This window comes from Streptomyces sp. BBFR51 (assembly GCF_044591655.1).
In the GTDB taxonomy this organism is placed as follows: Bacteria; Actinomycetota; Actinomycetes; order Streptomycetales; family Streptomycetaceae; genus Streptomyces.
Genome location: NZ_CP172448.1, coordinates 989,581 through 1,008,652, shown reverse-complemented (window position 1 = coordinate 1,008,652; position 19,072 = coordinate 989,581). Strand labels below are relative to the sequence as shown.

Below are 19,072 nucleotides of genomic sequence, written 5' to 3'. Positions count from 1 at the left end.
ACGGATCGGACGGGTGGCGCCACGATATCCGGGAGCGGGCCGGGTGTCAGCGGGGCCGGGGGAGGGGGCCGGGTACCGCCGAGGTCAGTCGGTGGCGGTCTCCGGCTCGCCCGCCACGACGAGACCGAGGTGCTCGGCGACCTCCGCGCGGGCCTGCGCCGACAGGCCGGAGTCGGTCACCAGCGTGTCCACGCGCTCCAGCGTCGCGAACGAACTCAGGCCCACGACACCCCACTTGGTGTGGTCGGCGACCACCACGACCCGCCGCGCCGACTGCACGAGACGCCGGTTGGTCTCCGCCTCCGCGAGGTTCGGAGTGGACAGGCCCGCCTCGGCCGATATCCCGTGCACGCCGAGGAACAGCACGTCGAAGTGGAGCGTCGCGATCGCCTGGTCGGCGACCGGGCCCACCAGCGAGTCGGAGGGCGTGCGCACACCGCCGGTGAGCACCACCGTGGCCGCTCCCTGCCGCGCCCCCGAGGTGCGCTGCGCCACGTGGAACACGTCGGCCACCCGCACCGAGTTGGTGACCACCGTCAGCTCCGGCACGTCCACCAGCCGGTGCGCCAGCGCATACGTCGTCGTACCGCCCGACAGGGCGATCGCGGCGCCCGGCGCGACCAGCTCCGCGGCGGCCCGCGCGATGTCCTCCTTGGCGGTCGGCTCCAGACCCGACTTGGCCTCGAATCCCGGCTCGTGGGTGCTCGCCTCGGCCACCGGGACCGCGCCGCCGTGCACCTTCTCCAGCACACCCTGCCGGGACAGCGCGTCGAGGTCGCGGCGGACCGTCATGTCCGACACACCCAGCTTGCGGGTCAGCTCGTTGACCCGGACCCCGCCCCGGCGGCGCACCTCGTCGAGGATCAGGGCGCGCCGCTGCTCCGCGAGGAGGTTCGGATTCTCACTCACGTACGCTTCGGTCCTTTCGCCGCAAAACCCTCCGACACGCCCACGCACTCGCTCTGATGAGGACTTCTCCTCGCACCCGTGCGCGGACGTCCCATCCTCGCACGCCACGTCACCGGCCGCGCCACCGCCCGTCGCCGCGCACATGTCACTCCCGTACCGCCCTCCGGCCCGTCCCGCCGTCACAGGTCACACGGATCGGGGAGATTCCGTGCCGAGGGGTGTACGACGCCCGAGGAGTGGAGATCCTTGTGCCCGCACGGACAGAGCCGACGGCGCGTCACGGGGGAGTGCGGACAGTGGGACAGGCGCAGGAAAGGGCCGGGACGGGCGGGCACGGCGCCCCCGGACCGCGCGGCGGTACGGAGGGGACGGACGGGAGAAGCGGCACCGCACTGGAACTCCTGGTGCACGGGGTGGGCGGCACGACACCCGCCGAGATGCTGGACGACCCGCGGACCGTGCGGATCACCGGCGACCACATCGCGGCCGTCTTCCGGCGCACCGAGGACGCCGACGCCGAGTCCCGGCCCGAGGACTACCGGGGCCGCCCGGTGCCCGAGGCCTACGTCTGGTGCAACCTGACGTCCGGCAACGGCACCCGCGCCCTGTGGCTGCTGCTCCTGCCCTTCATGGTGGTCAACCTCGCCCACTGGATGCGGCCAACCGCCCACGACCGGATCCGGACGGTCCGCCTGTACGGGCTGCTGGTGCGGCTGACCGGCCTGACGCTCACGGTGCTGCTGGTCGCCGCCGCCTGCGAGGTCGCGCTCGACCTCGTGGCCTGGCAGTGCGCCGGCACGCGCGCGTGTGCGCAGCGGCACTCCTGGCTGGGCTTCATGTCGCCGGTGGTCTCGGACGGCGGCTGGTGGAGCCCGCCCGGTCGCAGGCTCGCCCTCGCGGCCGCGGTGCCCGCCGCACTGACCGGGCTGCTGTGGTACCTGTCGCTGCGCACCTGGCGGGCCTACGAGTCCCAGCAGCCGATGGACCGCGAGACCGACGCCGAGGAGGACCCCGGCCGCACCGCGCTGGGCCGGCCCGGGTTCTGGTACGGGCGTCGCCTGGTGGCCCGGCTGCGCGCCGCGCACACCGCTGCCGGCCTGCTGACCGTCGCCGCGGCGGTCGGCACACCGGCGGCCCGTTTCGACCGCCGGCCGGGTGGCCCCGCGCTGCTCGACACGCTGGGCTGGGTCCTGGTGGGCGCGCTGGCCGCCGGGGCGGTCGCCGTCGTCGCGGTGGTCTGCCGCCGGGGCCGCAGCGAGAACCGCCTCGACCGTCGCCTCGACGAGCACCTCGTACGACGCCTGCCGCTCGCCGCCCTCGTGCTGTTCGTCCTCGCCCTGCTGTACGGCGGCTGGGCACGCCCGGGATGGACGTCGGGCGGCCGGCTGTCCGGGGACATGACCTTCGGCGGCATCGCCCTGGTGCAGGGACTGCTGGTCATCGCCCTCGCCGTCGTGGCCCACCTGCTCCACCGCAGCCGTCCCGACGCCCGCGCCGCGATCCGGGGCCTGGGCGGCCCCGCCGTCGCCATGCTCGCCTGCGCGCTGGGCGGCGTGATGTCCGGCGGCGTCGCGCAGCGGGTGGGGGACTGGATGGACGGCACGGGCACCCGCGTCGCCGGGCCGCCCGTCCTGCTGACCTGGCAGGCGTCCGTCATCCCGCCGCTGCTCGTCGTCGTGCTCCTGCTGTGCGCCGCGCTCGCCCGGCACACCCTTCGCCTGGCCCGTGCGGAACGCGACGCCGTGGAGGGCGACCACCCGGGGGAGGCCGGGGACCCCGGGCGCACCCGGCGCATCGCGCTCACCCGCGCCATGGCCACCCTCACCGACCGGGCTCCCCTCCTCGTCGCCATCACCTCCGCCGCCACCTTGCTGCTCGGCGCCGGAGCCCTGGTGGGCGCCCTGACGACCGACCAGGTGCCGGGCGAGGCCGCGCGCGGGACGTACACCGTGGTCCACGGCGCCGCACAGACCGCCCAGGCGCTGGGATCCTGGCTCATCGGCCTCGGTTTCATACTGTTCGTCACCTGGGGCAGGCGCGCCTACAAGGACCCCTCCGCGCGGCGCAGCATCGGCATCCTGTGGGACGTCGGCACCTTCTGGCCGCGTGCCGCCCACCCCTTCGCGCCGCCCTGCTACGCCGAGCGCGCGGTGCCCGACCTGACCTGGCGGATGGCGACCTGGACCCGTGCCACCGGCGGGCGGCTGGTCATCTCCGGGCACTCGCAGGGCAGTGTCCTCGCCGCCGCCGCGTCCTGGCAGCTGGAGCCGTCCGCCCGCAGGCGCGTCGCCCTCCTCACGTACGGCTCCCCGCTCGAGCGGTTGTACGGCCGCTGGTTCCCGGCCCACTTCGGACCGGCCGCGCTCGCCTCGCTGCACGAGGAGGTCGACTGCTGGCGCAACCTGTACCGGCGCACCGACCCCATCGGCGGCCCGATGCGGCTGCCCGGCGACTCGGGCCCCGCGGTGGACCGCGCACCCCTCAAGGACCCCCTGACGTACGGCCGGACCGACCTCCACCCGCTGCCGGCGCCGATCCTCGGCCACTCCGACTACCAGGCCGACCCCGTTTTCGCCGAGGAGCGCGGGCGGCTGCTGGCCCGACTGCGCCCGCAGGTACCGGCGCCACGCCACACCGAGGGCCCGGCACCGGTCCCGGCGGCGGACGACGGACCCGGGGACTGTTAGCCCCTGCGGCAGTCCCCTCCGGCAGTCCACTCCGGCACGGGCGCGTGCCCGGCTACGGCAGATCCGGCAGGTCGTCCGCGTAGAGCAGGGTCAGGTCGTCCGTGCTGGGGTCACCCAGCTGGGCGACCCGGCTCGCGTGGCGCTCCACCATCGCCTCGAAGGTCTGGCGGGCGGTGCGGCCGTTGCCGAAGGCCGGGCCCTTGGGAATCGCCGTGAAGTACTTCGTCAGCGCCTCGGCCGTCCCGGGCGCCAGCCGGTACTCGTGCTCGTCGGCCTGCTGCTCCACGATCCGCAACAGCTCCTCGGGGGCGTAGTCGCCGAAGGTGATGGTCCGTGAGAAGCGGGAGGCCACCCCCGGGTTGACGGACAGGAAGCGCTCCATCTCCGCCGTGTAGCCCGCGACGATCACGACGACCGACTCCCGCTGGTCCTCCATCAGCTTGACCAGCGTGTCGATGGCCTCCTTGCCGAAGTCGCGGCCCGCGTCCTCGGGGGAGAGCGCGTACGCCTCGTCGATGAACAGCACGCCGCCGTGCGCCCGCTGGAACGCCTCCTGGGTGCGGATCGCCGTGGAGCCGATGTGCTCGCCCACCAGGTCGACCCGGGACACCTCGACGAGGTGGCCCCTCTCCAGAACGCCGAGCGAGGCGAGGATCTCGCCGTACAGCCGGGCGACCGTCGTCTTGCCGGTGCCGGGGGAGCCGGTGAAGACCAGGTGCCGTTTGACCGAGGCGGCCTTCAGCCCCGCCCGCTGCCGCCGCCGGCCCACCTCGATCATGTCGGTCAGGGCCCGCACCTCGCGCTTGACGCTGTCGAGGCCGACCAGCGCGTCCAGTTCACCGAGTACGGCCTTCGAGGTGCGCGCCGTCTCCTGCGGTGCGGCGGCCGCGACGAGGGGCTCCTGCTCGGTGGTGCGCTGCCCCGGGATCGAGCCCAGCAGACCGGGGGACTGGGCCACCGTCTGCACGACCGGCTCCGGCGCGGCGGGCGCCGCCAGGCCGACGCTCTCGTCGCTGGTGCAGTCCTCGACGAGCGGACCGGAGTCGTACGCCGTGTCGGGGCCGCCGTCCGCGAACTCGTATCCGCCGCGCGCGCAGCGTTCCGTGCGGCACTTCCTGAGCGTCGTACGGCAGCCGTCGATCACGTGGAAGCCGTAGCCCGCGCTGCCGGTCACCCGGCAGTTCAGGAAGCTGCCGCGGCCGCCGGCCGACACGTAGACGCCCGCCTCGGAGGGGGAGTCGACCGTGCAGCGCTCGATGGTGGGGTCGGCGCCCTTGGTGACGATCACGCCGGTCCGATTGCCGTCCAGCGTGCAGTTGTTGAGGGTCCCGCCGCTGCCGTGGTCGCGGAACCAGGCGCCCGTGGCCGCGTCCCGGATGCGGCAGTCGTCGAGCTGCGCGGTGGCGCCGTCGCTCACCGACACGGCGGTGTTGCGCACCTGGGAGAGGTCGCTGTCGACGACGTCCACGCGCGATCCGCGGTCCAGCACGAACAGCGCGTCCGGCACGTCGTGCACCCGGCAGGAGTCGAGCACCGCGGTGGCGCCGTCGCTGACCCAGACCGCCGGATAGTCGCCCGTACTGTCGAAGATCTCGCACTGGTTGGCGTCCACCCGCGTGCCCGGGTCCCACACCGACAGGCCGTTGCGCCCGAACTGCCGCACGCTGGTGCGGGTCAGGGTGAGGACGGAGCGCGACCTGAGGTCGACCGCGTTCTCCGGGATGTCGTGGATGCGGCAGTCGGCGAGCGTGAGGACCGCGTCCGTGTCCAGCGTGACGCCGTCGCCGGTGGTGCGGTGCACGTCGCAGTCGGTCAGGTGGGCCGTGGCCCGGCCGGTGATCTGCACACCGCTGCCCCGCACCTCGTAGACCTCGCAGCCCACGGCCTCCAGCGCGGAGCCCTCGCCCGTCGCGGTCAGTCCGGAACCCGCCGCGTGATGCACCCGGCAGCGCTCCAGCCGGGGGTGGGCGCCGGAGCGCACCGCGACGCCCGCCTGCCCGGCCGAGACGACCTCGCACTCCTCGAACACGCCGCCCCCGCCGTCCAGTACGGCGATGCCGGCGCCGGCCGGATTGTCGACGGTGCAGCGCCGCACCGTGGGTCGCGCGCCGCCGCGCACCTCTATCCCGGAGGCGGAACGCGCCACCACCCGCAGGCTCAGCAGCTCCGGCGTACCGTCCTCGACGAGCACCGCGGGCGCCGCCGCGTCCTGGCCCTCGACGTGCAGGTCCTGGATCACCGCCGAGGCGCGCACGGTCAGCGGGACGCCGTCGACGGGCGCGATCCGCACCGAACCCTGGGCACCCTCGGGGCCGCGCAGGGTCACCGCCCGCTGAACGACGAGGTTCTCCCGATAGGTCCCGGGGGCGACGGTGAGGACGTCACCGTCGGCCGCGGCCTCCAGGGCGGCGGCGAGCGATGCGTACTCCCCTGTGCGGCGCCGCCACCGCGAGGTGCCGGTGTGCGTCACCTGGACCGTGCCCTGTGCCATGGCGTTGCTGTGCCCCCACCTCGTCGTACGCGGGTCGTCGCCGATTCGGTTCGGCCAGTCCACCGTAGCGTGCGCGCAGGTGGTGAGTTGACCGGAGGCACAAGCCCGTCAGCTGCCCGCGCCGGTCCTGCCCCAGTCCGGTCCTGCCCGGTCCCACTCCTGCTCCAGGCGGGCGTACCGGCGGCGGACCATGCGGCACACGGCGATCCGCCGGGCGGCCTCGACCAGGGCCGCGGCCGCCACCGCGGTGCCGAAGCCGGCGAGCACGGCGTGCGTGGTCGCGGTCGCGGAGTCCAGCGGGCGGGTCACCGCCCGGCCCCGCGCGTCCGTCCATATCGCGAACCGGTCGCCGCTGTCCGGGTCGTCGATCCCCACCATGACGGGGCCCTCGTGCCGCGAGCCGTCCGGCGCGGTCCAGTCGGCGAGGACCCGAGTGCGCAGATCCCCGCCGGAGGAGCTCTCCGGGTCGACGGTCAGGGGCGAACGCTCCAGGGCGCGGACCACGGTGGCCGTCACCCGGTGCCGGGCCTCGTGCTGTTCGCGCACCGAGCGTTGCAGCGCGTTCTGCGCCACGCCGCCCACGAGCACGCCGACCAGCGGCGCCACGGACACGATCAGCAGCAGAGCCGTCAGGGCCGTCCAGGCCTCGGCCAGGTCGGTCGCGCGGCACAGCGGATTGCCCCGCCAGCGCCACAGGCCCCTGATCGCACGCACACACGCACCCCCTTCCCGCTCCTCACCGCCCCCGCTCGGTGACACTGGCCCGCAGGGTTCTCATGAAGCTCTCACAAAGCCCAACGCGCGGACCACGGGCGGGGTTCCCGGTTCCGGGCCGTTTGTCCGGAACCCGGCCGGTGGGACGGCGGCACGTCACTCGATGATCCGCACCGGATCGCCGACCCGGACCGTGCCGCGGCCGAGCGGGACCAGGTTCTGCCCGAAGACCAGTGCGCCATCGACACGGCGGTGCCGGCCGAGGCTGTGCAGTGGCTCCGCGCCGCGTTCGGAGGTGTCCTGGTCGGTGGTCGTCACCACGCAGCGCCCGCACGGCTTGGCGAGCCGGAAGGAGACCTCGCCGACGGCGATGCGTGACCAGCCGTCCTCGGCCCACGCCTCGGTGCCGGAGACGACCAGGTTCGGCCGGAAGCGGTTCATGGGCAGAGGGCCCTCGTCCGCGTGCTCGCCCTGTGCGATCAGGGAGTTGAGGGCGTCGAGGGACGCCGTCGTCGTCAGCAGGAACGGGAAGCCGTCGGCGAAGGAGACGGTCTCGCCCGGCAGCGCGTACCGCGGGTCCACGGGCCGGCGGACGGCGGGATCGTCCAGGTGCACCAGTCGGACGTCGGCTCCGAGAAGGGCGCTGCACCAGGCGTGCGCTGCGGCGTCCTCGGCGGGGAGCGCCTCGACCTTGTCCCGGAAGAGCCGCACCGGCACGGTGCCTCCCGGGCGCGGGACGGGCACGGTCAGCGGCTCCAGGCCGGGCGCGGACAGCCGTACGCCGCCGCCGGGCACGAGCTCGGCGGCGGCCAGGGCGAGGCGCGGCTGCCGGCGTTGCGTGACGACCTTTCCCCCGTCGTCGATCAGCATCCAGCGTCGGTCACCGGCCGGCCCCCAGGGCTCCACGACGGCTTCCCGGAGTGACAGGCTCCGGAACGCCTTGACCGGATGGACGTGGATCGACCTCAGTCGCGCGTACCCCATGAGGTCATCGTGCCAGGCGGCACCGACAACCCGGAGGGCGGCTCAGTAGCCGCGGTACTGCTGCTGGTTGTACGGGTCCTGGTACGGCGCGGGGGCCGGCCGGGGAGCCGCGGGGCGCATCGCCTCGTACCCCGCGGGGCCGGGCGCGGCCGGGCGGGGCTGCTGCGGCTGCTGGGGGCCGGGGTACCCGCGCGGCGCGGTGGCCTGGTGCGGGATGTAGGCGGCGGGGGCCTGCTGCAGCGGGGCGGGCTGCGGCACCTGCTGCGGGTAGCCGTAGGAGGGCTGCGAGGGGCCCGCCGGGAGGGCGGGCAGGGCGGACGGCAGCGCGGGCAGGTGGCTGCTGCTCGGCATGTCGTACGCGGCGGGGACCCGGATGGGGGCGATCTGCGGGGTGCCCCGTTCGGCCACGAGCGAGTCGTAGATCGGGGTGTCCGGGAAGGAGGCGGAGTAGTAGCCGCCGCCATAAGTGGAGCGGGGGGAGGTCATGGCCATAAGTTAAGCCCACGATGTGCTGGTTGGGGAGACCGATAAGAGGGTTGTTTTCCGTGTCCTCAGTGACCTGGGATCCCCAATGCGAGCGAACTTGGCAAAATGGGGCGTCATGCCGCGCGTTTTTAAGGTAAAGGCCGAGTTCCGGGCGGGTTACCGGCGGTTGACCGGCCGTCCTGCCGAACTCCTCGCGGGGGACGGGCGCCGGGGAGAATAGGTTGGACGCGGACAACTCGACGATTCGCCGGGGCACGGCCCGGCTCGGTGACACGTGATGGGGGCGGACATGTCAATGTCGAAAGGATCGAACACCCCGGTGCCGACGACGGCGCTGCGGGTGGAGCTGGGCTGGCGAACCGGCCCCGGCGTGCCCGACGCGGACGCCTCCGCCCTCCTCCTGGTGGGCGGAAAGGTCCGTTCCGACGCGGACTTCGTCTTCTACAACCAGTCTGCCCACTCCTCAGGCGCGGTCCGCCACGAGGGCAAGCGCGACGCCGGCGGCCGGGTGACCGACAGCCTGTTCGTCGACCTCGCGCGCGTGGAGCCCGCGATCGAGACCGTGATCCTCGCCGCCTCCTCGGACGGCGGATCGTTCGGGCAGGTCCCCGATCTGTACATCGAGGTCCGCGACGCCGCGCGGAACACCGTGGTGGCCCGCTTCGACAATCCGGGCGCGACCGTGGAGACGGCCTTCGTACTCGGCGAGTTCTACCGCCGACAGGGCGCCTGGAAGTTCCGTGCCGTCGGCCAGGGCTACGACAGCGGACTCGAGGGACTGGCCACGGACTACGGGATCTCGGTGGACGAGCCCCAGCAAGCCCCCGCGGCACCCCCAGCACCCCCGGCACCCCAGCCAGTCCCACCCGCCCCGCCGGCTCCGTCCGTCCCCGCGGCCACGATGCCCCCTCCGGCACCCCCCGCGCCGCCCGCGGCACGGGCGGCCGCCGCCCCGCCTCCGCCCCCGTCGGCGGCGCCCTCCGCCGCGCCGGTCCGGCTGACCAAGGTCACGCTCACCAAGGCGGCGCCCTCCGTCTCGCTGACCAAGCAGGGCGGCACCTCGGGCGCCATGCGCGTCAACCTCAACTGGCAGGTGCGCAAGCAGTTCTCGGGCTGGGCCCGCAAACTGGGCCGTCCGGTCGCCATGCACGACGACCTCGATCTCGACCTGTGCTGCCTGTACGAACTGAGCGACGGCAGCAAGGGCGTGGTCCAGGCCCTCGGCAACGCCTTCGGGGCGCTGCACCAGCCGCCGTTCATCCATCTCGACGGCGACGACCGCACCGGCGCCGTCTCCTCCGGCGAGAACCTCACCATCAACCTCGACCACAAGCAGCACTTCCGCCGCGTCCTCGTCTTCGTGACCATCTACGAGGGCGCCCGCTCCTTCGCCGACCTGCACGCGACGGTCACCCTCCAGCCGCAGTACGGCGCCGCGATCGACTTCTCGCTCGACGAGTGCACCGTGCCCTCGACGGTGTGCGCCCTCGCGCTGATCACCAACACCGGGAACGACCTCGTCGTCCAGCGAGAGGCCCGCTACCTGGTCCCCGAGCGCGGCGTGAGCCCGCAGCGGACGGTCGACCACGCCTACGGGTGGGGCATGAACTGGACTCCCGGCCGGAAGTGACCCCGCCGCGGACCGGTGCTCAGCCTTCCTCGGCCACGGCGTCCGGCCGGGCGTAGGTGCGGCCCTTCCAGGCCGCGCCGCGCCCCCGGTAGTGCTGCACCGCGGAGTCGACCGTCATGAGGAGGTAGAGGAACGCGGTGAGCGGCAGCAGCGGGGCGAGCCACAGCGGCTGCCGGTAGTAACGCAGCATCGGCAGGTATGTCCCCGCCATCACCAGCCAGGCGGCGCCCCCGAGTACCGCCGTCACGGCATGCCCCGTCGCGGCGCCGGCCAGTACGGCCGCCGGCGGCACCAGGTAGACCAGCGCCAGCCCGACGACCGTCCCGGCGAGCAGCAGGGGGTTGTGCCGCAGTTGCGCGTACGCGCTGCGCGAGATCATCCGCCACAGGTCGTGCAGCCGCGGATACGGACGCACGCTGTCCACCCGGTCCGCCAGGCCCAGCCAGACGCGGCCGCCGCCGCCCTTGACCGCCCGCGCGAGTGCCACGTCGTCGATGACGGCGTGCCGGATGGCGTCCGGGATCCGTGCCCGCTCGGCGGCCCCGGCACGCAGCAGTACACAGCCGCCCGCGGCTGCCGCCGTCCGTGTCCCCTTCTTCCCCTTCTTCCTCCCGGTCCCCGTGCGGCCACCGCCGATCCACCGGAACGGGTACAGCTGGGCGAAGAAGTAGACGAAGGCCGGCACCACCAGCCGCTCCCACACGCTCTCCACGCGCAGCCGGGCCATCTGGGAGACGACGTCGAAACCTCCGGCGTGGGCCGCCGACACCAACCCGCGCAGGCTGTCCGGCGCGTGCGCGATGTCGGCGTCCGTCAGCAGCAGGTACTCGGGTTCACGCGCGCGTGCCAGCCCGATGCCGTGCCGCACCGCCCACAGCTTGCCCGTCCAGCCGGCGGGCGGCTCCCCGGGTGAGGCCACGGTGAGCGGCAGACCCTCGTGCCGCCGGGCCAGCTCGCACGCCAGCTCACCCGTGCCGTCCGTACTGCCGTCGTCGATCAGGAAGACCTCGGCCGGCCCCGGATAGTCCTGGGCGAGCAGCGACGGCAGGCTCGAGGGCAGGACCGCCGCCTCGTCACGTGCCGGGACCACGACACACACCGAGGGCCAGCCGGCGGGCTCCCTCCGGGCCGGAAGTCTGACGTCCGTACGCCAGAAGAAGCCCCGGGCGAGCAGCAGCCACAGCCAGGCGGCGAGGGACACGGCGGGTACGACGGTCACGACGGACGTCCACACATCGGCGCTCACGTGCGCAGTCTGCCCCACGACACCGGCCGGACGCGGTGCATCGTCTATGGTGGCCGGGTGAAGATCGCGCTCATGGACTCCGGAATCGGTCTGCTGGCGGCCACCGCCGCGGTACGGCGCCTGCGACCGGACGCCGATCTCATCCTCTCCCTGGACCCCGACGGCATGCCCTGGGGCCCGCGCACCCCCGAGGACCTGACCGAGCGTGCCCTCGCCGTGGCCGAGGCCGCCGCCGCGCACCGTCCGGACGCCCTGATCGTCGGCTGCAACACCGCCACCGTGCACGCGCTGCCCGCCCTGCGCGCCCTGCTCGAACCCGGGGTGCCCGTCATCGGCACCGTGCCCGCGATCAAGCCCGCGGCGGCCGGCGGCGGTCCCGTGGCGATCTGGGCGACGCCCGCCACCACCGGCAGCCCCTACCAGCGCGGTCTCATCGAGGAGTTCGCCGGCGGCGCGCCGGTCGCCGAAGTGCCGTGTCCGGGGCTCGCCGACGCCGTCGAGCACGCGGACGAGGCGGCGATCACCGCGGCCGTCGACGCCGCGGCCGCCCTGACCCCCGACGACGTGACGACCGTCGTCCTCGGCTGCACCCATTACGAACTGGTCGCCGAGCGCATCCGCGCCGCCGTGCAGCGCCCCGGCGCCCCGCGCCTCGTCCTGCACGGCTCGGCCGGCGCGGTGGCCGCCCAGGCGCTGCGCCGCATCGGTGCCCGCCCCGACCCGGGCGCCCCGGCCGAGGGCACCCTCACCGTGCTGCTCAGCGGACGCGAGGGCACGCTGCCCGCGCCCGCGTTGGCCTACGACGAGGGCAGGCTCCTGCGCGCGGTCACGCCGGCCCGCTGACCGGCGGGTCCGTCCGGTCGGCCCAGTCACCCTGCGCGACGAGGTACCCGCGCAGCGAAACATGAGTAACCTCATAGCCATGAGGCATCGCCACGGCGAGACCGTCCCACCACAGCCGAACGTCTGGACCGGCCGTGCCACCAACCGGGTCCAGTGGTTCCTGGCGCTCATCGGCGCCGCGTGCATGGCGCTGGGCATCGCCCTGGCCGTCGACTCGGCCTGGGAGTCCGGCGTCGCCCCGCTGGCCATGGCGGTCGTCGGCTGCATCGCGGCGGGACTGCTGGTCCTCTTCGGCACGCTCGCCTTCGTGCACGTCGCGCTGAGAGTCGACGACGACTGCCTCGAAGTACGCTGCGGCCACATTGGAGTGCCCCGCCGCCGCATCCCCCTCTCGCACGTCGCCGGAGCCGAGTTCGCTCCGCACGTCACCCCGCGCCACTGGGGCGGCTGGGGCTACCGGTGGCGGCCGGAGATGGGCACCGCCGTCGTCGTGCGGCGCGGGGAGGGGCTGATCCTGCGGCTGTGGGACGGTCACACCTTCACGATCACCGTGGACGACGCGGAGGCGGCCGTCCAGGTCATCAAGGAGCGGCTGCGTCCGAAGGCACCCGGTCCGGCGCACTGACGGCGCCGCGCCCGCCGGGAGAACCGAGCGCGCCGACCCTCCGCCGGTCGCGCCGGCGCCGACCCCGCACGGCCCTCAAGGGGACGGCCTTCACCGGGACGGCCTTCACCGGGACGGCCTTCACCGGGACGGCCCTCACCAGGACGGCCGACGGCCCCGCGGTCGTACGCCTGTGGCCCGCGCCGGCGGCTCCTCGGCCAAGGGCCGGGCCGTGGCCAGCCCCGCGAGGAGCCCCGCGCCCACCGGCACCGCGGTGAAGCTCAGCGCGTTGCCGACGGCGGCGATCGCCGCGAGCCCGGTGAGGGCCACACCCGCGGTGAGGACGACCGGCGTTGGGCGCGGCGAGCGCCACAGGGCGTACAGCACCCAGCCGTAGGCCGCGGCCAGCAGCACCACACCCACGACCCCTTGTTCGGCCGCCTGCTGCCACACCGCCGAGTGCGGTCGGCCGTCCGGCACCTGCGACAGGGCGGCCGTCGGGCTCGACGCCCCGAACCGTCCCGGGCCGACCCCGAACGCCACGTCCCCACGCAGCAGTTCCCACGCGTCGGCCCACAGCCGGACGCGATGGGAGGTCAGCTGCCCCTCCAGCAGGGCGGCGAGCCCGTCGGGCACGAACCTGCCCAGGACCGCCCAGCTCAGGCCCGTCACCAGGCCCGCGGCGAGCCCCAGTGCGGCGATCCATCCACCGCGGCGGCGCACCCGGCCGGCGGCGAGCGAGCACAGCAGCACCACCGCACAGGCGGCGCAACCGGCGGCCGAGCCCAGTACGGCCGCGATCACGGCGATCCCGACGGCCAGCAACCGGAACGCGGCCCGCACGGCCGGCACCTCACTGGCCCACGCCCCGCAGCACGCGGCGCCCGCCGACAGCGCCAGGAGGGCGGCACTCGCACCGGCGTGCCCCAGCGGCGCGGTGATGCGCGGCCCGGGAGCGAGATGCGGGACGGCCACCGTCAGGACGGTCCCCGCCAACGCGGCCGCACAAGGGGCGGCAACCGGCACCAGCGCCCCGCCGATCCGTCCCGCGGCGTAACCGGCGGCCACGGCCAGCACCGCGAGCAGCACGCCCTCCGGGCGCCCGTCGCGCGCGGCTGCGGTGATCAGCGACCAGGAGGCGCAGGCACCGAGGATCACCACCCCCGCCGTGTCCGCGCCGCCGCGTCTTTCGCCGTCCGCGACCGCACCGGCCGCAGGCGTCGTCCCCCTCGAACCCACCGTGTCCCCCGCCCGCGTCGCCCCCGACCTGACGCGCCCCCGCCGCCCGGCAGGATCGGGCCGGCGACCGAGGCTCCGGCACACCGTAACGGCTGGTCGGCGGATTGTGGACCGGTCGGCGCCCGGTTGTGGCGAAACGATGCGGCGCCGGCTGCCCGGGGCCCGCGGCGTCCGCGGACCGTCCTGTCCGCGGCCAGGTCACCCGCCGTACACTCCGGGGGGTGACAGCCACCGCAACCTCCGTCGGCGAGTCGGACCGGACGCAGCCGCAGACCACGCCCGCCTCCCGGGCCACCGCGCGGCTCCTGCGCCTCGTCCCGGGCGCCGCCGCCGCGCTCTCCGGAGTGCTGCTCTATGTCAGCTTCCCTCCGCGCTCCCTGTGGTGGTTGGCCCTGCCCGCCTTCGCCGTGTTCGGGTGGGTGCTGCGCGGTCGCGGCTGGAAGGCGGGACTCGGCCTCGGCTATCTCTTCGGTCTCGGCTTCCTGCTGCCCCTGCTGGTGTGGACCGGCGTGGAGGTCGGCCCGGGCCCCTGGCTCGCCCTGGTCGCGATCGAGGCGCTCTTCGTCGCGGCCGTCGGCGCCGGCGTCGCCGCGGTGTCGAAGCTGCCGGGATGGCCCCTCTGGGCGGCGGCGCTGTGGATCGCGGGGGAGGCCGCACGCGCGCGTGTGCCCTTCGAGGGCTTCCCCTGGGGCAAGGTCGCGTTCGGGCAGGCGGACGGTGTCTTCCTGCCGCTCGCCGCGGCCGGCGGCACGCCGGTACTGGGCTTCGCGGTCGTCCTGTGCGGCTTCGGCCTCTACGAGGCCGTGCGCCTGGCCGTCCGGGCGCGCCGGGGCGGCGCGGTACGGCGGAGCGCCGCGGCCGTGGCGATCCTCGGCGTGGCGGTGCCCGTCGTGGGCGCCGTGGCCGCCCGGCCGCTGGTCAGCGACAAGGCGGAGGACGGCACCGCGACCGTCGCCGTGATCCAGGGCAACGTGCCGCGCGCGGGCCTCGACTTCAACGCCCAGCGCAGGGCCGTACTCGACTACCACGCGCGCGAGACGAACCGTCTGGCCGCCGAGGTCGAGGCGGGCAAGGCCGAACGGCCCGACTTCGTGCTCTGGCCGGAGAACTCCTCGGACATCGACCCCTTCGCCAACGCCGACGCCCGCCTGGTCATCGACCGGGCCGCCAAGGCGATCGGCGCGCCCATCTCGGTCGGCGGCGTCGTGGAACGCGACGGCAAGCTGCTCAACGAGCAGATCCTCTGGGCCCCGGACAAGGGCCCCGTCGACACCTACGACAAGCGGCAGATCCAGCCCTTCGGGGAGTACCTGCCGCTGCGCTCGCTCATCGGGGCGATCAACGACAACTGGACCTCCATGGTCAGCCGGGACTTCAGCAGGGGCACCGAGCCCGGTGTGTTCACCATGGCCGGCACCGAGGTCGGCCTGGTGACCTGCTACGAGGCGGCCTTCGACTGGGCCGTGCGCTCCGAGGTCACCGACGGCGCCCAGATGATCTCCGTGCCCAGCAACAACGCGACCTTCGACCGCAGCGAGATGACCTACCAGCAACTCGCCATGTCCCGCATCCGCGCGGTCGAGCACAGCCGGACCGTCACCGTGCCGGTGACCAGCGGTGTCAGCGCGATCATCATGCCGGACGGCAGGATCACCCAGAAGACCGGCATGTTCGTGGCGGACTCCCTGGTCCAGAAGGTGCCCCTGCGCTCCTCCCAGACGCCCGCCACGTGGCTCGGCATCGCGCCCGAGATCGCCCTGGTGCTGGTCGCGGCGGGCGGGCTCGGCTGGGCCGTGGGCGCAGGCGTGCGCGGGCGACGCGCCCGTGACGTGTAGCCGTACGCCCGTCGCACGCCCCGTGGCAGCGTCGGGAGTGGTCCGGGCGGCCCGGTTAGGGTCGGACGCATGGCTACTCCCGATTTCATCCGCGACCTGCGCGCCTCTGCCGGACACCAGCTGCTGTGGCTCCCCGGGGTCACCGCCGTCGTCTTCGACGACGAGGGCAGAGTGCTGCTCGGCCGACGTTCCGACAACGGGCGCTGGTCGCTGATCGGAGGCATCCCGGATCCCGGGGAGCAGCCCGCCGCCTGCGCCGTGCGCGAGGTGGAGGAAGAGACCGCCGTCCGGTGCGTCGTCGAGCGGCTGGTCCTCGTCCAGGCGCTGACGCCGGTCACCTACGACAACGGTGACGTCTGCCAGTTCATGGACGTCACCTTCCGCTGCCGGGCCGTCGGCGGCGAGGCCCGGGTCAACGACGACGAGTCGCTGGAGGTGGGCTGGTTCGCGGTGGACGCGCTGCCGGACCTCAAGGAGTTCGGGCAGACCAGGGTCAAGCAGGCACTGTCCGACGCCCCCACATGGTTCGAACCCACTGGTTCCTTCTGAAGTATGGGCCGTGCCCACATGGGGGGACGGGTGGACGCTGTCTAGGGTCGGGACATGACCTCGCCCAGCGTCCTTCCGGCTCCCCACGCCTCCTCGCTCGACCTTGACGGCCGCACCGCCCTCGTCACCGGCGCCGCCGGCGGCATCGGCCGTGCCTGCGCACTGCGACTGGCCGCCGCCGGTGCCGAGGTCAGAGCGGTCGACCGGGACGCCGCCGGACTGGACGCGCTCGCCGAGAGCTGCGGAGACCTCGCGGGCCGTGTCGAGACCCAGGTCCTGGACCTGACCGACCTGGACGCGGCCGAACGCGCCGCAGCCGGCACCGACGTCCTCGTCAACAACGCCGGGCTTCAGCTGGTGCGGCCCATCGAGGAGTTCCCGCCGGACGTCTTCCACACCGTCCTCACGGTGATGCTGGAGGCCCCCTTCCGGCTCATCCGCGGCGCCCTGCCCCACATGTACGGGCAGGGCTGGGGCCGCATCGTCAACATCTCCTCCGTCCACGGCCTGCGCGCCTCGGCCTACAAGGCGGCCTACGTGTCCGCCAAGCACGGACTGGAGGGGCTCTCCAAGACCGCCGCCCTCGAGGGCGCCGCCCACGGGGTCACCTCCAACTGCGTGAACCCCGCCTACGTACGCACCCCGCTGGTGGAGCGGCAGATCGCCGACCAGGCCCGGGCCCACGGGATTCCCGAGGAGCAGGTGCTCTCCGAGGTACTGCTCCGGGACAGCGCCGTGCGGCGGCTGATCGAACCGGACGAGGTCGCGGAGGCGGTGGCGTACCTGTGCGGACCGCGGGCGTCCTACGTCACGGGCACCTCGCTCGTCCTGGACGGCGGCTGGACCGCCCACTGAGCCGGGGTTTTCCACAGGGCTGCCGGGACGACCGCGAGATGGGGAATCCTGTGAGCATGTCCCGCGATCACGCGCAGTCCGCCGATACGTCGTTCCTTGAGCTGCTCGCCCGCGGCGCCTCCGCCGACGCCTACGAGCAGCCCGTGCTGCTGGCGCGCGCCGAGGGAGGACCGGCCGAGCGGATCGACGCGCTCGAGCGGGCCAAGCACCTCGCGCTGCGGGTGCGCTCGGAGCTGGAGGGCCGGCGCCGGCGGGAGGCGGAGCTGTCCGCGCTGTTCGAGACGGCCCACGACCTCGCGGGACTGCGCGACCTGGACGCGGTACTGCGGGCGATCGTGCAACGCGCCCGCTCCCTGCTCGGCACCGACGTCACCTACCTCACCCTCAACGACCCGGAGCGCGGCGACACCTACATGCGGGTCACCGAGGGCTCGGTCGCCGCCCGCTTCCAGCAACTGCGCCTCGGCATGGGGGAGGGCCTCGGCGGCCTGGTCGCCCAGACCGCCCGCCCCTATGTCACCGACGACTACTTCAAGGACGCCCGCTTCCAGCACACCGGCACCATCGACACGGGAGTACGCGACGAGGGCCTCGTCGCCATCCTCGGCGTGCCCCTCATGCTCGGCCACCACGTCATCGGCGTGCTCTTCGCCGCGGACCGGCGCGCCCGGGTCTTCGAACGCGAGCAGATCGCCCTGCTCGGCTCCTTCGCCGCCCTCGCGGCCGCCGCCATCGACACCGCGAACCTGCTCGCCGAGACCCGCTCGGCCCTCGCCGGGCTGGAACGGGCCAACGAGATCATCCGGGACCGCAGCGGCGTCATCGAGCGCGCCTCGGACGTCCACGACCGGCTCACCGAACTCGTCCTGCGCGGTGGCGGGGTGCACGACGTGGCCGCCGCCGTCTCGCAGGTACTGGACGGCACCGTCGAGTTCACCGAGGCCGCCGCTGCGCCGCCCCGCGCCCTGGAGGCGTCCCGGGCCGAGGGACACGCGGTGCGGCACGAGGACGACTGGATCGCCGCCGTCACCGCCGGCGACGAGCTGTTCGGCGCCCTCGTCCTGCGCGGCCATCCCGGCCTCGACCCCGTCGACCAGCTCACCCTGGAGCGCGCCGCGATGGTCACCTCCCTGCTGCTGCTCGCCCGGCGCTCCGCCGCCGAGGCCGAACAGCGCGTCCGCGGCGAGCTGCTCGACGACCTGCTCGACGCCCGCGACCGCGACCCGCGCCTGCTGAGCGACCGGGCCCGACGGCTGCACGCCGACCTGTCCGCCACCCACGTGGTACTCGCCGCCCGCCTCGAGGCCACCGCACCCGACGCCGACCAGGAGGCGGACGCGCGCAGACGCCTGTGGGCCGCGGCCTCCCACCTCGCCGCGACCCGGCACGGCCTGGCCGCCGCCCGGGACGGCGGCACCGTACTGCTGCTGCCGCTGGCCGCCGGGACCGGTGCCACCGAACTGGCCCGCCGCACCGCCCGGCACCTGGGCCGGGCAGTCCACGAGGCCGTCACCGTCGGTGCCTCGGCCCCCGTCGCGGACCTCGCCGCCCACCCCGACGCCGTGGCCGCCGCCTACACCGAGGCCGGACGCTGCCTCGACGCCCTGCGCCTGCTCGGCCGCTCAGGGGACGGCGCCGCCGCCGAGGACTTCGGGTTCCTGGGCCTGCTGCTGGCCGGCGACCAGAACGTCCCCGGGTTCGTCGAGCGCACCATCGGCCAGGTCGTGGCCTACGACGAGCGCCGCGGCACCGAACTGCTGCGCACCCTCGACGCGTACTTCGCCTGCGGCATGAGCCCGGCCCGCACCAAGGAGGAACTGCACGTCCATGTGAACACGGTCGCCCAGCGCCTGGAGCGCGTCGGCCGCCTCCTGGGCGACGACTGGCAACGTCCCGACCGCGCGCTGGAGATACAACTGGCGCTCAGACTCCACCGGTTGTCGATCCCGGTACGGCACTGACCCCCGCACGCACGGGCGTACGGGGGCAGCCGGCGGGGC

The 19,072-nt window shown here is 74.3% G+C and carries 15 protein-coding genes; 8 read left to right on the top strand and 7 right to left on the bottom strand.

Annotation, left to right across the window (positions count from 1 at the left end):
- Positions 1 to 84: 84 nt before the first annotated feature.
- Positions 85 to 909 carry a DeoR/GlpR family DNA-binding transcription regulator gene (locus ACGH7X_RS04630; RefSeq protein ID WP_399881897.1) on the bottom strand — a complete coding sequence of 275 codons (825 nt, stop codon included), beginning with the start codon at positions 907 to 909 and terminating at the stop codon, positions 85 to 87.
- A gap of 296 nt (positions 910 to 1,205) precedes the next feature.
- Here ACGH7X_RS04630 and ACGH7X_RS04625 point away from each other — a divergent pair, with 296 nt between their 5' ends.
- Positions 1,206 to 3,596, top strand: a complete 2,391-nt coding sequence (locus tag ACGH7X_RS04625) for a hypothetical protein (protein ID WP_399881895.1) — start codon at positions 1,206 to 1,208, stop codon at positions 3,594 to 3,596.
- 52 nt (positions 3,597 to 3,648) lie between these two features.
- Here ACGH7X_RS04625 and ACGH7X_RS04620 read toward each other — a convergent pair whose 3' ends face one another.
- The 4 genes from ACGH7X_RS04620 to ACGH7X_RS04605 form a co-directional block, all read right to left on the bottom strand.
- Entirely contained in the window at positions 3,649 to 6,087 is a 2,439-nt protein-coding gene (locus ACGH7X_RS04620; protein WP_399881893.1) for a right-handed parallel beta-helix repeat-containing protein, read from the bottom strand.
- Between the two features lie 108 nt (positions 6,088 to 6,195).
- The gene (locus tag ACGH7X_RS04615; protein WP_399881892.1) at positions 6,196 to 6,801 is read right to left on the bottom strand and encodes a hypothetical protein; all 606 of its coding nucleotides are present in this window, start codon (positions 6,799 to 6,801) and stop codon (positions 6,196 to 6,198) included.
- A 156-nt stretch (positions 6,802 to 6,957) separates the two neighbouring features.
- Positions 6,958 to 7,785, bottom strand: a complete 828-nt coding sequence (locus tag ACGH7X_RS04610) for an MOSC domain-containing protein (protein WP_399881890.1) — start codon at positions 7,783 to 7,785, stop codon at positions 6,958 to 6,960.
- 42 nt (positions 7,786 to 7,827) lie between these two features.
- On the bottom strand, positions 7,828 to 8,271 hold the full coding sequence (locus ACGH7X_RS04605; protein ID WP_399881888.1) for a DUF6643 family protein: 444 nt from the start codon (positions 8,269 to 8,271) through the stop codon (positions 7,828 to 7,830).
- 295 nt (positions 8,272 to 8,566) lie between these two features.
- Between ACGH7X_RS04605 and ACGH7X_RS04600 the strand changes: the two genes are divergently transcribed.
- Positions 8,567 to 9,901, top strand: a complete 1,335-nt coding sequence (locus tag ACGH7X_RS04600) for a TerD family protein (RefSeq protein WP_399881886.1) — start codon at positions 8,567 to 8,569, stop codon at positions 9,899 to 9,901.
- Positions 9,902 to 9,920: 19 nt separating this feature from the next.
- On the opposite strand, the gene ACGH7X_RS04595 is transcribed toward ACGH7X_RS04600, so the two are convergent.
- Positions 9,921 to 11,165 (bottom strand): glycosyltransferase, encoded by a 1,245-nt coding sequence (locus ACGH7X_RS04595; RefSeq protein WP_399881884.1) that lies wholly within the window; start codon positions 11,163 to 11,165, stop codon positions 9,921 to 9,923.
- Positions 11,166 to 11,204: 39 nt separating this feature from the next.
- On the opposite strand from ACGH7X_RS04595, the gene ACGH7X_RS04590 reads away from it, so the two are divergent.
- On the top strand, positions 11,205 to 11,990 hold the full coding sequence (locus ACGH7X_RS04590) for a glutamate racemase (protein WP_399881882.1): 786 nt from the start codon (positions 11,205 to 11,207) through the stop codon (positions 11,988 to 11,990).
- A gap of 79 nt (positions 11,991 to 12,069) precedes the next feature.
- Positions 12,070 to 12,615 carry a hypothetical protein gene (locus ACGH7X_RS04585; RefSeq protein ID WP_399881880.1) on the top strand — a complete coding sequence of 182 codons (546 nt, stop codon included), beginning with the start codon at positions 12,070 to 12,072 and terminating at the stop codon, positions 12,613 to 12,615.
- Positions 12,616 to 12,750: 135 nt separating this feature from the next.
- Here ACGH7X_RS04585 and ACGH7X_RS04580 read toward each other — a convergent pair whose 3' ends face one another.
- On the bottom strand, positions 12,751 to 13,755 hold the full coding sequence (locus tag ACGH7X_RS04580; protein ID WP_399881878.1) for an O-antigen ligase family protein: 1,005 nt from the start codon (positions 13,753 to 13,755) through the stop codon (positions 12,751 to 12,753).
- 299 nt (positions 13,756 to 14,054) lie between these two features.
- On the opposite strand from ACGH7X_RS04580, the gene lnt reads away from it, so the two are divergent.
- The 4 genes from lnt (at position 14,055) to ACGH7X_RS04560 (ending at position 19,033) form a co-directional block, all read left to right on the top strand.
- A complete protein-coding gene (lnt, locus tag ACGH7X_RS04575; protein WP_399881876.1) occupies positions 14,055 to 15,668 on the top strand; it encodes an apolipoprotein N-acyltransferase in 1,614 nt (537 codons plus the stop codon).
- Between the two features lie 69 nt (positions 15,669 to 15,737).
- Complete coding sequence (locus ACGH7X_RS04570) at positions 15,738 to 16,217, top strand: NUDIX hydrolase (RefSeq protein WP_399881874.1); 480 nt, start codon at positions 15,738 to 15,740, stop codon at positions 16,215 to 16,217.
- A gap of 54 nt (positions 16,218 to 16,271) precedes the next feature.
- The gene (locus ACGH7X_RS04565) at positions 16,272 to 17,072 is read left to right on the top strand and encodes a 3-hydroxybutyrate dehydrogenase (RefSeq protein WP_399881872.1); all 801 of its coding nucleotides are present in this window, start codon (positions 16,272 to 16,274) and stop codon (positions 17,070 to 17,072) included.
- 56 nt (positions 17,073 to 17,128) lie between these two features.
- The gene (locus ACGH7X_RS04560; protein ID WP_399881870.1) at positions 17,129 to 19,033 is read left to right on the top strand and encodes a helix-turn-helix domain-containing protein; all 1,905 of its coding nucleotides are present in this window, start codon (positions 17,129 to 17,131) and stop codon (positions 19,031 to 19,033) included.
- Positions 19,034 to 19,072 lie beyond the last annotated feature (39 nt).

What these genes read in the sequence shown, in the direction of transcription:
- ACGH7X_RS04605 (WP_399881888.1), bottom strand. Translation starts at nt 8,271, where the DNA reads ATGACCTCCCCCCGCTCCACTTATGGCGGCGGCTACTACTCCGCCTCC.
- ACGH7X_RS04570 (WP_399881874.1), top strand. Translation starts at nt 15,738, where the DNA reads ATGGCTACTCCCGATTTCATCCGCGACCTGCGCGCCTCTGCCGGACAC.
- ACGH7X_RS04610 (WP_399881890.1), bottom strand. Translation starts at nt 7,785, where the DNA reads ATGGGGTACGCGCGACTGAGGTCGATCCACGTCCATCCGGTCAAGGCG.
- ACGH7X_RS04560 (WP_399881870.1), top strand. Translation starts at nt 17,129, where the DNA reads ATGTCCCGCGATCACGCGCAGTCCGCCGATACGTCGTTCCTTGAGCTG.
- ACGH7X_RS04620 (WP_399881893.1), bottom strand. Translation starts at nt 6,087, where the DNA reads ATGGCACAGGGCACGGTCCAGGTGACGCACACCGGCACCTCGCGGTGG.
- ACGH7X_RS04565 (WP_399881872.1), top strand. Translation starts at nt 16,272, where the DNA reads ATGACCTCGCCCAGCGTCCTTCCGGCTCCCCACGCCTCCTCGCTCGAC.
- ACGH7X_RS04585 (WP_399881880.1), top strand. Translation starts at nt 12,070, where the DNA reads ATGAGGCATCGCCACGGCGAGACCGTCCCACCACAGCCGAACGTCTGG.
- ACGH7X_RS04600 (WP_399881886.1), top strand. Translation starts at nt 8,567, where the DNA reads ATGTCGAAAGGATCGAACACCCCGGTGCCGACGACGGCGCTGCGGGTG.